This window comes from Natronorubrum thiooxidans (genome assembly GCF_900156475.1).
GTDB classification, from domain to species: domain Archaea; phylum Halobacteriota; class Halobacteria; order Halobacteriales; family Natrialbaceae; genus Natronorubrum; species Natronorubrum thiooxidans.
In genome coordinates this window covers 101,552-113,384 of record NZ_FTNR01000004.1, presented here as the reverse complement: position 1 = coordinate 113,384, position 11,833 = coordinate 101,552, and the positions used below count along the sequence as shown (strand labels likewise).

At 61.2% G+C, this 11,833-nt stretch carries 15 protein-coding genes; 3 read left to right on the top strand and 12 right to left on the bottom strand.

Annotated elements, in window-relative coordinates:
- The first annotated feature begins 178 nt into the window (after nucleotides 1-178).
- Nucleotides 179-634 (top strand): hypothetical protein, encoded by a 456-nt coding sequence (locus BW940_RS07290; RefSeq protein ID WP_076608537.1) that lies wholly within the window; start codon nucleotides 179-181, stop codon nucleotides 632-634.
- Nucleotides 635-689: 55 nt separating this feature from the next.
- On the opposite strand, the gene BW940_RS07285 is transcribed toward BW940_RS07290, so the two are convergent.
- From BW940_RS07285 to BW940_RS07240, 10 genes are all read right to left on the bottom strand, one after another.
- Nucleotides 690-1,256 (bottom strand): DUF7344 domain-containing protein, encoded by a 567-nt coding sequence (locus BW940_RS07285; RefSeq protein ID WP_076608536.1) that lies wholly within the window; start codon nucleotides 1,254-1,256, stop codon nucleotides 690-692.
- A gap of 423 nt (nucleotides 1,257-1,679) precedes the next feature.
- Nucleotides 1,680-2,369, bottom strand: coding sequence for a helix-turn-helix domain-containing protein (locus BW940_RS07280; RefSeq protein WP_076608535.1), 690 nt, complete (start codon nucleotides 2,367-2,369; stop codon nucleotides 1,680-1,682).
- Nucleotides 2,370-2,753: 384 nt separating this feature from the next.
- Complete coding sequence (locus BW940_RS07275; RefSeq protein WP_076608534.1) at nucleotides 2,754-3,053, bottom strand: hypothetical protein; 300 nt, start codon at nucleotides 3,051-3,053, stop codon at nucleotides 2,754-2,756.
- A 90-nt stretch (nucleotides 3,054-3,143) separates the two neighbouring features.
- A complete protein-coding gene (locus BW940_RS07270; RefSeq protein WP_076608533.1) occupies nucleotides 3,144-3,536 on the bottom strand; it encodes an SPW repeat domain-containing protein in 393 nt (130 codons plus the stop codon).
- 97 nt (nucleotides 3,537-3,633) lie between these two features.
- On the bottom strand, nucleotides 3,634-4,629 hold the full coding sequence (gene purM, locus BW940_RS07265) for a phosphoribosylformylglycinamidine cyclo-ligase (RefSeq protein ID WP_076608532.1): 996 nt from the start codon (nucleotides 4,627-4,629) through the stop codon (nucleotides 3,634-3,636).
- 108 nt (nucleotides 4,630-4,737) lie between these two features.
- Nucleotides 4,738-5,394 (bottom strand): zinc metalloprotease, encoded by a 657-nt coding sequence (locus tag BW940_RS07260; protein WP_076608531.1) that lies wholly within the window; start codon nucleotides 5,392-5,394, stop codon nucleotides 4,738-4,740.
- A complete protein-coding gene (locus BW940_RS07255; protein ID WP_076608530.1) occupies nucleotides 5,391-7,160 on the bottom strand; it encodes a TraB/GumN family protein in 1,770 nt (589 codons plus the stop codon). Before BW940_RS07255 ends, BW940_RS07260 begins: the two co-directional genes overlap by 4 nt.
- A gap of 142 nt (nucleotides 7,161-7,302) precedes the next feature.
- Nucleotides 7,303-7,554 carry a glycine zipper 2TM domain-containing protein gene (locus BW940_RS07250; protein WP_076608529.1) on the bottom strand — a complete coding sequence of 84 codons (252 nt, stop codon included), beginning with the start codon at nucleotides 7,552-7,554 and terminating at the stop codon, nucleotides 7,303-7,305.
- A gap of 116 nt (nucleotides 7,555-7,670) precedes the next feature.
- Complete coding sequence (locus BW940_RS07245) at nucleotides 7,671-8,450, bottom strand: HAD-IIA family hydrolase (RefSeq protein ID WP_076608528.1); 780 nt, start codon at nucleotides 8,448-8,450, stop codon at nucleotides 7,671-7,673.
- A 69-nt stretch (nucleotides 8,451-8,519) separates the two neighbouring features.
- Nucleotides 8,520-8,909: an SHOCT domain-containing protein gene (locus BW940_RS07240; RefSeq protein WP_076608527.1), complete on the bottom strand. Its 390-nt coding sequence runs from the start codon at nucleotides 8,907-8,909 to the stop codon at nucleotides 8,520-8,522.
- Between the two features lie 143 nt (nucleotides 8,910-9,052).
- Between BW940_RS07240 and BW940_RS07235 the strand changes: the two genes are divergently transcribed.
- The gene (locus BW940_RS07235) at nucleotides 9,053-9,520 is read left to right on the top strand and encodes a hypothetical protein (protein ID WP_076608700.1); all 468 of its coding nucleotides are present in this window, start codon (nucleotides 9,053-9,055) and stop codon (nucleotides 9,518-9,520) included.
- Nucleotides 9,521-9,547: 27 nt separating this feature from the next.
- On the opposite strand, the gene BW940_RS21050 is transcribed toward BW940_RS07235, so the two are convergent.
- The gene (locus BW940_RS21050) at nucleotides 9,548-9,688 is read right to left on the bottom strand and encodes a rubrerythrin-like domain-containing protein (protein WP_143823875.1); all 141 of its coding nucleotides are present in this window, start codon (nucleotides 9,686-9,688) and stop codon (nucleotides 9,548-9,550) included.
- Nucleotides 9,689-10,046: 358 nt separating this feature from the next.
- Nucleotides 10,047-10,229 (bottom strand): DUF7501 family protein, encoded by a 183-nt coding sequence (locus BW940_RS07230; RefSeq protein ID WP_076608526.1) that lies wholly within the window; start codon nucleotides 10,227-10,229, stop codon nucleotides 10,047-10,049.
- Nucleotides 10,230-10,464: 235 nt separating this feature from the next.
- Between BW940_RS07230 and BW940_RS07225 the strand changes: the two genes are divergently transcribed.
- Nucleotides 10,465-11,694 carry an MFS transporter gene (locus BW940_RS07225; protein WP_076608699.1) on the top strand — a complete coding sequence of 410 codons (1,230 nt, stop codon included), beginning with the start codon at nucleotides 10,465-10,467 and terminating at the stop codon, nucleotides 11,692-11,694.
- Nucleotides 11,695-11,833 lie beyond the last annotated feature (139 nt).

Below are 11,833 nucleotides of genomic sequence, written 5' to 3'. Positions count from 1 at the left end.
GGGAGAGACCCATTCGTGGTCGCAAGCGGTCGATACAGCACGCGTTGGCCAGCAGTGTGGCTGTAATTAATACTCGAACAAATGAATCCGGATGGGTTTGCGGCCCCACTCCCTCACACCAAGTGCGTGGGATGGCCCCACAGGAGCACGCCGACCGGTGGCCGTCTGACGCATCGCCATGATTGGAACGAATGTGGTTGTTGCTGGCAGTCTCCTCGTCCTGACGGTCGTCATTGGCCTGGTGGCTCACGAGTGTGCACACGCGCTGGTCTTGACCCTCGCCAGCGTCGACTACACCGTGACCTACGCTCCTGGACGAACCGACGGCATCGTCGGGCTTTTGACGAGCTGTCCGTGGGCTGTCGTCCAGCCGCACCCGACCGGCCGAGAGTCGGCCATGGTCCTCCGAGTTGCTGCGCTCGCGCCACTCGCCCTCGCGGTTCCCGTCTTCGGGTTGGGTGCAAGTGGCATCGTCCCAGCCGAGTCACCGATCGTGACGACGGTCGGGATCGGGTGGCTCGCCTGTGCGATTCCCAGCCCACAGGACTTCTCGGTCGCCTTCTACGCCCATCGGGCGCTTGACGCACACGCCCACGACTCGAACACGGCGACCCCACTCTCCCGCGCCGATTGACGGTCGTCGCACTGTCGCCGTGTTCTCGTCGCGTCTCCTCGAGACCGAGATGAGCTTACTGGACAGAATAAGCATGAAGAGTCGTCACCAGCGTGAAAACGACGGTGATGCTCACCGCAGCGACGACCCACGGGATCGAGACGAGTCCGCCCGCGATCGCTCCGACGATCAGCCCACAACACCCCACAGCTCCCGCATACCGGCGAGGCCATGGATCGCGGTCGGTCGACGTCTCGAGGCCGGTCAGATACGGAACGAGTTCGGAAACACGCGACGTCGGCTCGATCGTGCCTCGATCCTTGTCGTACTCGATGATCCCGTGCGTGTCGAGTTTCGGGAGATGTGTCTGGTACAGCGAGATGTAGACGCGCTGGCGCTGACTCGAAGTCAGGTTTTCGACGGTCGTCTCCGCTTCCCAGGCAGCGATCTGCTCGGCGAGTTCACGCAGTCGGACCCGGCCATCGGCGGCGTGTAAATATCGAAGCACGTCGCGCCGGCGACGGGTCTGAAGGAGGTGGTAGATATCGTCCGGCTCGAGCGGGTCTTGATGATCGGCCGTCTCGGTGTCCCGAGACGCGGACTGACTATCGATCTCTGGGCGTTGGGACGTGAGACTCACCATCGTCGGTATTATCGCCGTAGAGAACAGGTAAGTAGCTTGGTGATTCTGCTCATCGAATCGATCACTCTCGGTGTAACCTCGGTGTCGAAAGTAGAGGTGGACCGTGGGAAACGGTCGCCGGAGTTTCTGTGTGGCCACACAGCCACGAGTGACCACAGTACTTTCATACGAGCGAGCGGCGCGTACTGGTTGACTCGGTACTCCGTCGCGGGGTCGGCTACCACACCGACAACATTGGGTTTGTACTATCCAATAATAAAGCTATCTCTTGCGGTAGATACGCTGTTATTGTGTGTATAATTGCCTATTCATCAAACTATGCCGATAAAAATTTGAATGCCAAAGAGTATTCTTGTGGTACCCTCCGAAATCGTGTCGTTCGACAGGATTCCCCGTTTGCTGCTCAGTACCGAGTCCGTCTCGCTACGGATCGATCGCCGCTGGTGTCATCCGATCGGTCAACTCGGCACTGACAAGGGCGGCGTGACATCGACGGAGCCGTTCCGAAAGCGCCTGGTGTGAGACGTCGAGTTCCGCAGCGAGTTCCTTGAGCGTGATCTGTCGAGGGATATCGAAGTAACCGAGTTCGTGAGCCTTACAGATCGTCTCGTACTGTGTCTCGGTCAGCGGCGTCTGTGCACTCGCAAAATCGTTCGTTCCAGCAAGCCGCGTGACCTCCACGTCAAAGTCGTACTGTTCGAACAGCGAGTAACACTCCGAGAGCGACGCCCGTTCGTGAAAGAGCAGTTTGACTGTCCACGTGCCGCTCTCGCCGCTCGCTGCCAGAATCGCCCCATCGTTTTCCGCAACGATCTGCTGGAACAACTTGAGGCCATCCCCAAACTCGAGTCGGAACAGCCAGCGGTCGCGATCATCTGCATCGACAGTCCGCTGTTCCCGTTCGCCGTCGGTTAAACTCGCGATCACGTCGACCGACGGATCCGCCTCAAGTGCCTCGCGAACGGTTTCGATATCCGGACCGGCCGTCCAGACCAGCGGGGGTGAATCACCGATCATCCCACCGATCTGGCACTCGAACGTCGGTACCCGATCAAACGTCCGAGCGGCCCCAAGTCGGTCAGCCGGAATCTCGAGTTCGACGACTGTCGTCATCAGGAACACCCACCACAAAGACGTATAGACCCGTTGGGTTTCCGGTAGCCTTTCCCGCCACCCAGTTTGGGTGACTCTCTATCAAGTCAGAACGTAGCGGTCACTGATCAGTTCGACAGCGAGAACAGTCAGCGACACGTATACGATATCTCGGCCACAGCAGGCTGTCGCCTGCTCGAGACACACACTCAACCAACACCAGAACATCGCCGCACGGATTCTCATTGCTAGCTACTCTCAAAAAGCTATAAAACTCATGTGACCAAATATTTAACCGACCGGGTTCTGGAACTTGGTCGACAGGGAATGCAGGACTGCCAGAATCGGTTTTTCATCGCTATGAGGCGACTTGCGAGATACTCCACCAGCCCAGCCGCCGCCACCTCAGATCGATCGTCGGTAGCCACACGTCGGACACTGCATTATCCCATCGACGATCAGGAGATAGCTCTGCTCACAGCGATTACACGGACCGCCGATCGAGACATCCGACTGCCGAGCAACGGCATGTACCGTCCGTTCAAGCAACTGCAGCGTGGACTCGGTCTGGTCCAGTCGAGCCACCACGTCCCGTAACTGGGACTCTGCCTGCTCGAGACGCACCGTCGTCTCCTCGAGACGCGTCTGGACTGGAACGCGGCCCCGCTTGTGGTCGTCAGTCCGAGTAGGGATGTGGGGAGTCATCGAGACGGGTACGCGACCAGTGGGTATATAATTCACCACTCGATCGGTCGACCCCCTGTCGTGATGGCCACCGGTCTCGGATCGACAGGCTCAGACACCGGTTCCCGACGATTGGGCCAACTGCCAGCTCCCGTAGACGCTGCCAACGGCCAGCAACACGACCAGAAGCCCAGAAATGACGTTACTCCAGAGGACTCGCTGGATGGTCACCTCGAGGACAAACGGGGCCACGATGACCAACACCCCGAGGAGAGCCACGAGCAGCGGCGCAGCAATCGCCGGCAGTCGCCCGCCGTCGGGCCAGCCCGCAGTGTACGCGGCAAAGAGCGCGATCAGTGCCCCTGCAACGACGTTGGTCGCGATGATCAACCCGGTTCCCGTCAGGATGACGCCTGACCAGAGGATCCAGGCCCCCAGTCCAGCAGCGAACGCAGCCGTTCGCACCGGAATCGGTGACTGCGTTGGTTCTCGTGTGTCGCTCATATCGTGGATACGGTTGCCACTGGCCTAAAACGGCTGCCAGCATTGTGCTCTAAAAATGACGAGCAGTGGCTCCTGTCGCAACTGAGACGCGTCGGTCTCAGGTCAACGAGAGGTCGCGGATCTCGACCGACTCGCCCTCTTCGACGCGGCCGATAACCTGCCCGTCCGTCTCGGCGACGAGGTCGTCGGCCCGATCCTCGGGGACGGCGACGACGAAGCCGGTACCCATATTGAACGTCCGGTGCATCTCCTCATCGGTGACCTTCCCTTCCGTCTGAACGAACTCGAAAACCGGCTGGGCCGGGAACGGGTCCTCGATGACGTACTGGTTGTCGCCCATCCGAAGCAGGTTCGTCCAGCCACCGCCCGTGATGTGGGCCGCCGCCCGGACGCCGTGGTCGCGCATCGGCTCGAGTAAGTCCGTGTAGAGTCGCGTCGGCCGCAGCAGTTCCTCACCGATCGTGCGCTCGTCATCGTGTGGGAACGCGTCGGTGTACTCGTGGTTGCGCGTGACGGCCTCGCGGGCGAGTGTCAGCCCGTTCGAGTGGATCCCGTTCGAGGCGAAGCCGACGAGGACGTCGCCAACTTGGGCGTTGCCCTCGAGGATCTCGTCTTTACCGGCGAGGCCGGCACAGGTGCCCGCGAGGTCAAAGCCGTTGATGACGTCGGGCATGACAGCCGTCTCGCCACCGAGAAGGGTCATCCCGGATTCTTCTAAGCCGACGGCGAGCCCCTCGCCGATCTCGTTGGTGAGGTTGTCGTCGGGTTCGTCGATCGCGAGGTAGTCGACGAAGGCGACGGGTTCGACGCCCGCGGCGACGAGGTCGTTGACGTTCATCGCGATACAGTCGATGCCGATCGTCGAGAAGTCCTCGATCGCTTCCGCGACCATGAGTTTCGTGCCGACGCCGTCGGTCGCCAGGGCGAGATAGCGGTCGCCGATGTCGATCAGGCCCGCGTACTCGGTCGTCAGGTCGCTGCCGAAGGCCTCGAGCAGCGCTGCTGTTGCGTCTTCGCTGGCTTCGATGTCGACGCCGGTGTCGGCGTAGGTGAGTCGGTCCGCCGCAGTGTCATCGGCCGCTGGATCGGTCATGTCTGAACGACCTCTCGGGGTGAGCAAAAGATCACCGGTCCGGCGGTCCAGGCTACCCGGTAAGAGGGGGCTCGAGACAGTGCCCCGGACGTGCGTTCTGGTGGCTGCTCACCACGGCCAGATCCCAAAGATCCAGATGAATCCTGCGAGCAGACCCAAGCCGATGCCGAAGACGGCACCGAAGGCCGGCTTGCTCCATCCGAGCACCGACTTGCCGTCGAGTGGACCGAACGGAATCATGTTGAACGCAGCAAGGAAGAGGTTGATGAGGACACCCATGTGTCCGATTACACCCAGAAATCCGGCGATTCCGGGCAGCCCGCTGAACAGCAACAGCGGAAGAAACAGGAGCGCGAGCAGGATATTCGTCACCGGCCCGGCGATCGCGATGTGGCCGTTCTCCCGTTCGGTGATCCGACCGCGGTGGTAGACCGCGCCGGGCGCGGCGAAAAGGAAGCCGACGAGGGCGCTCATGATCGCCAGAAACAGCATCTGGTAGTCGGCACGGAACTCCGCGAGCTGGCCGTACTCGACTGCAACGACCTTGTGCGCGAGTTCGTGTAACAGGAAGGCGACGCCGACAGTCACGAAGCTCAAGCCGACCATCAGCACGAAGGTACCGATGGTTGCGCCTCCAACATGGATCGGGGCGAGCAACAGCGCGAACGCGACCGAGAGCGTGATCCACGCCAGCGCGAGGTCGAACAGTTCCTTGTCGCTGAAACTCAGCTCCGCGCTCGACCGTTGCCGTGTTCGAGTGCTCATGTCAGGAGCCCTCTGAGCAACTCGAGGGTGTTTTCAGCGCCGCTGAGGAGTTCGGCGAACAGGGCGTTGACACCGCCGATTTCGGGGGCCAGCCACGGCAACACCACGATCGGGAACAGCAGGGTCGCGATCAGGCTCCCGATGTTGGTCAGTGCAACGATCATGATGAGCCGGAACAACGGCACCTCGAACATCTCGGACATCGCTTCCCCGACAGGTCGGTCGGTGTCGCCGACGATTTCGTTCAACGTCTGGATATCCCGAATGTTGACGGGGCGGTGTCTGAGCTCAACGTAGCCGGCGAACCAGCCAGGGGCCAACAGCGGATTGATACTGGTCAGCCACGCGATTGCGCCGCCGACGCCCGCACTGGTCCAGCGTGCGCCGGCGAGTCTGGCGAGCGTGAACGCGAAAAAGCCGTTGAACAGGAACCACGCCGCAAACAGCTGGAGCAAAAAGAGGTCTTGGACACCGGCCATAATCAGCAGGAAAAAAAAGCCGAGGAAGCCGATCATAACCAGATAGCCGACGATTTTCAGCGGCGAGAACCGTCGTTTGGAGGCCGTCCCCGTAAGCGACTCGAGGGTGGGAATTCCCGACGGGTTCGCGAGATGGCGTTCGATCCCGGCTTTGTGTCCGGCACCGACGACGGCGACGACGTCGTACCCCTGCTCGCGAAGGTCGTGGAGATGGTTGGCGATGTAGGCGTCACGCTCGTCGATCAGAGCGTTTGCGCCGCGGGGGCTGAACCGGCGAAACTCCTCCATCATCGCGGCGACGACGTCGCCGTCGGTCATCTCCTCGATGTCTATTTCGTCGATATCCTCGACGTCGCTGCCACCGGCATCGAGGACGAGGCCAACGAGTCCACCGATGCCGACGCCAACTCCGAGCCCAGCGAGAATCCCGACTGTCCCTCGAATCGCGTAGACGCCGGCACTTTCGAAGGTACTCGCCGAGAACGGGCCGACGAAGGTTCCGGTTGCAACGAGCGCGAGACAGCCACTGATCCCGATCGCCACGCCCGCGAGTATCCGTATCGAGACCCCATCGAGAAGCCCGCCAGTCGATTCGCCGGCCGCCTCGAGGGAAGGTAAAAAGAGCAGGCCGATGAGTGCACCGCCGATGGCACCGCCGACGGCACCGCCGACGTACTGAAGCGATGTCGCGCCGGTGACACCGAGCAAGAAGAGGTCGCCAAGTCCCAGCAGTGGGGCGAGAAACGCGGCGAAAACGAGTCCGACGAAGAGTCCACCAGCGGCACCGAAGGCCAATCCGATGGTTCGAGGATCGGTAACCCCGAGGGCGAGCCCGCCGACCATTTTCAGTTTCTCGGTAACGGAAAGCCGACGCCAGAACCGCTGGATCGTGACCTGGATGTCGCGATCGACGAGTGCAACGCCGCTTTCGTTGCGTTCGGCGGCTTCGATTGCCGCACGCATGTCCGACCCGGGTTCGATGTCGAACTTCTCCCCGAGCCGTGACTGGACGTAGGAAAGCATCCAGTAGGCCAGAAACTGAAAGACGGTGTTTCCCGAGAGGAGGTCTTTCGCCTCGATGTCCTCCGGAGTTCCACCCTGCATCTGGCGGTATCGACCCTCGTCGAGTTCGACGGCGACGACGTCCGGGTCTTCACGGTCGATCGTTTCGTGTACGTCGTCGACGCTCGCCTGCGAGACGTGTGCCGTCCCGAGAACGTGGATGGAACCCTGGTCCGTTGGTGGCTCCGGGGGCTCCGGCACGCCGGCGTCGCCTGCATCGCTCATTAGCGATTCAACTCGACGTGGACTTTTACCAGTATCGGACTATACGGCACCAGTCACCAACCCCGACCGACAGAGTAGCGACACCACGTCCTTGATGGCGAAGTGTGTCAACATATCGAGAAATTGTTGTCGCTTTCGGAATTCAGCGGTGCTCTTCGTCGCCGTTTGAGAGGGGGAAGATCTCTTTTTCTTTGGCCTCTTCGAGGACCGAACTCGCGGTGTCACGAGTGTCTGCGACCGTCGCACCGACCAGTGCACCGATCGCACCGCCAGTACTCGCAGCGTTTCGACTGAATACGGCCCCGAGTGCGGCCCCGACCGCAGCACCGATTGCCGCGTATCGCGCTCGAAGCAAGACGTGTTTGATGCGGGATTTCGTGTTGCCAAGTTCCATGTTTCGACTATCGTGACTGTTACGCATAAATATGTCTCTCATACCCACAATATGCAGTGGTGACAATCTCGAACAGCCCCCCCTATCCGCCGTCCCGGCCTTCGAGCACGTCTCGGCTACAGCAGCGTTTCGACGTCGGCAAGCGAATCGAGGACGTAGTCGGGTTGGACGGCTGCGCCCTCGAGTGCAGCCTGATCCGTGACGCCGGTCCGAACAAGCGCGGTCGTCATCCCGGCCCGATTCCCCAGTTGGATATCGGTGTCGAGCCGATCGCCGACCACCAGTGTTCGTTCGGGATCGGCCTCGAGACGATCCATCGCGGCCGTGGCGGCGATCGACGAGGGTTTGCCGAGGATCGCGTCGGGTTCTCGTCCGGCGACGGCTTCCATTGCGGCGAGGATCGCTCCAGTGCCGGGGATCTCCCCGTCGTCGATCGGAATCGTCGCATCGGGGTCGGTGCCGTAGAACGGAACGTCGCCCTCGAGGGCGCGCAATGCGCCCCAGAGCCCGCCGTACGAGAAGTTCTTGTCGAACGAGCCGAGGACGACGTCGGCACCCTCGGGATCGTCGGTCACCTCGATGGCTGCGTCTCTGAGGATCGCCTCGAGTCGCTCGCTGCCGACGAGGTAGACCGTCGCACCGGGATGAGTCGTCGCGAGATATGCCGCCGAGACGGTCGCCGAGGTAAGCACAGTTTCAGGGTCGATCGTGATTCCGTGTGGCTCGAGTCGCTCCCCGTAGTGATCGCTGCCGCGTGTCGGATTGTTCGAGAACAGCAGTCGGTCGATGCCGGCGTCCTCGAGGGCGTAGAGGCCGTTGGTGACGTTCGGGAGCAACTCTTCGCCCCGGATAATGGTGCCGTCGACGTCGAGGATCGCCGCCTCGTAGTGAGTCATTATGCATTGCTAGGGCTGGCTGTCGATTGAGTGTTGGGTTCGGGGAACTCGGCCGTCGGCAGCCGACGGTCACTCCGAGCGCTCGAGTTCCAACTCCGCCGTGTCGACACCGGCGGCGTCGGCCCGCTCATCGGCATCGATCAGTCGCTCGAGTTTGGCTTCGAACTCGGCATCGGAGAGTTCGCCGGCCGCATACCGCTTCTGGAGTTTCGTGACGGGATCGCGTTCGGACGCTGTTCGACTCGAGACGGCCGTCTCGTCGTCGGGGTCGACACGATCGACGCGCTGAGTGAGATACCAGACGAGAAAGACGCTACCTACGAGCAGCGCCGTGATCGCGAGCGCATACAGCGGTCCGGCCAACAGCAACACGGCGATGATCAGGATGTCGGCGAGGACGAACTTGATCGCGAAGATCTCCGTGAGACTGTAGTTCCTTCCGCCGCTCTCGCTGCCCATGACTACGTGTTGACACTGAAACGGAATAACTGTAGGGATCGGCCACACGCAGGACGTCACAGACGGGTCGACTGTCGGCTCACTCGAGTGCGAGCCGTTCCGGGGAAGGAATTCTTATGCCCAAACCGGTCGTATCCCCGATCATGACACTCGAGGTCGAACCCCCTGCGCCGCCGGAACTGGAGTTCGTCGATCCGAACGAGTACGAGGACGCGACGATCAGCGGCGATGGTAGCGAGATCGATTACCGCCGTGAGGACCTCCAGGCGTTCCTCGAAGACGGTGCCTGGGAGGAAGCGTTCGAACTGTGGCTTGCCGATGCCGACCTCGAGGAGCGAGCGTACGACATCGCCCGCGATCTCGACCTCTTCGCCGAATTTGACTTCTTTTGGGACGACTTCGCCGACCGCGTCGGCTATCACGCCCCCGGCATTCCGGAGGACTGGCAGACTCGAGCGTATCACCCCGAACTCGATACGTGGGGGACCGTTTCCTCGATCAACGCCGAACTGACCGAGTTCGGACAGATCGTTTCAGAGGTACTCAAAGACGACTACATCGACTGGGAAGCCGAGTACGAACCGCCGGAGGATCTCCCGGACTTCGACTGAGGAGGGTTGCAGCGTTCTCGCCGGTCGTCACTCTCGAGCGACTGCGATATTCGTCGTGTGACCGCCGCAGTTCGGACAGAACGCGACCGAATCGGCTACTTCTCGATGCCCACAGTCGATGCATTCGTAGTACGATCGGGTCGGTGTGTATGGATCGTTGTGAACCATAGTTGTTTGCTAACATACAACATAAAAAGAGTTGCGTTGGTATTAGTCTAGCACGACTCTGACGACATATAGCCCTATATCTGATAATATTTTGGACGTTCGCTCAGTTTTGCGGTGATAACTCGTGCCCCAGATCCGCTACGGGGAACGGTCAGCCACGGCCACCTTCGATGATCGTCGGTCGGACTCGATGATACGACGACCAGCACACGCTGGACACGGTTGACGAAGACTCGGACGGGTCCGAAAGCGACAACGATGCTGACTGATGCCAGCGATACGGCACGATACCGAATTCGTCAAGAAAAAGCGGCCGGGTGCGAGGCAGGTGTCGCCAACAGATCGCCACGGGCCGTCTCTAACCGGACCATTCGCCGGCGAGGTCGCCGGCGATGTTCGCTCGCCACTGTTCGAACCCGTCTTCACAGTTGGCGCTGCTGTCGATGTGATCGATGAATCCGGCACCGGGCGAGGCGAGTTCGTCCCCACAGAACGGACAGCTGGTGAGATCGTTCCAATTCGTGGTGGTGTTCACTGCCATCGGTACCGTATTCTGGCATCGACACCCATATAATGTTGATCGGTTAAGAACTAGTACAACCATATGGTGGTTAATCACATCAATATGAGGCGCTTCCCTCTCAGATAAGGTGTGGATTCGGTGTCCGCCCGAGCGCAGGGTCAGCGGCGTTCGGCCGCGCGTCGGTGTCGACTTCTGGGCGTACTCGAGTCTCGAATCGGTGAGTATTCATCCGGCCACTGACCTACTGGCGAACGTGAACGAGGCGTCGATTCGAGAGGCGGCCAGCAAGGTCGCACAGTACGACGTGCTCGTGGTGACGGCGGCGATCTGGTTTCTCGGGAAGTTTTTGCGGTACGCGTTTCCGCCGTTGTTCGGCTCGTTTCAGGCGAGCTACGGCGTTTCAAACGCGGTCCTCGGAACGGCGTTCTCCGGATTTATGCTCGTCTATGCCGCGATGCAGTTCCCCTCGGGCGTGCTGGCCGACCGACTCGGTTCAATCGTCGTCATTACTGCCGGTGCGCTCGTCGCGGCGCTCGCGGCGCTCGCGCTCGTCTTCGACTCCCCGTTTCTCGTCCTCGTCGGAGCGATGCTCGTCATGGGTGCTGGAACCGGAGCGCATAAGACCGTCGCCGTCCGGCTGTTGTCTCGAGCGTATCCGTCCCGGACTGGTCGGGCGCTCGGGGTTCTCGATACGTTCGGGGCTTTTGGCGGCGTGGTCGCACCCGCTGCGATCGTCGTCGTCGCGGGCGTTTCGTTTGCGCTTGGCGATAGCTGGCGGCTCATCTTCCTGTTCGCCGGTCTCGCCGGGCTCGGCCTCGCCGTGGTGTTCCGAACCCGGGTCTCCCGACGCTTGCCGAGCGAATCCGAAGGTGACGCCGCGCCGACCGCAGCGACAACCGTCGGCGTTGGCCAGTACGTCACGCTCTTTCGAGACTGGCGATTCTCGGTGTTTGCCCTCCTGACGATCCTATTTTCCTTCACGTACAACGGATTCGTTGCGTTTGCCCCGCTCTACCTTACACAGGCGGCCGGTCTGACGGATGCGGTCGCGGGCGTCCTCTACAGCGCGCTCTTCCTTGCGAGTCTGGTTCAACTCGTCACAGGCGACCTCAGCGATCGGATCGGCCGACTCCCGATAATCGTCGCGACGTTGGGCCTCGCCTCGCTCGCGCTCATCGCGTTTATTTCACTGACCGGCTCGGTCGGTCCGATTGTCCTTGGCGCCGCACTCGTCGCCGTCGGAATCGGTGCACACGGCTTTCGACCCGTGCGGGGGGCGTACCTGATGTCGACGATTCCTGATGACGTCGCCGGCGGTGGACTCGGGGTGGTCAGAACGATGTTGATGGGTGCAGGCGCGGTCGCACCCGCGATCGTCGGCACGCTGTCGGAAACAGCCGGCTTCCGGGCTGCATTCTGGTTGCTCGCGGCCGCGATCGTCGCCGCGACAGGACTCGGTGTCGTGCTCTGGTTCCTCGAGTAGCTCGGCGGTACGCTCGACACACTCATACGGTCTGCTATACCGATTTACCGCCGATCACCAGAGACGGGTCGGTGATCGGCGGTAATTGACTACAGCAGTCCGTATCACAGCCGCGCCCGTAGTCGCGTTTTACCATGAA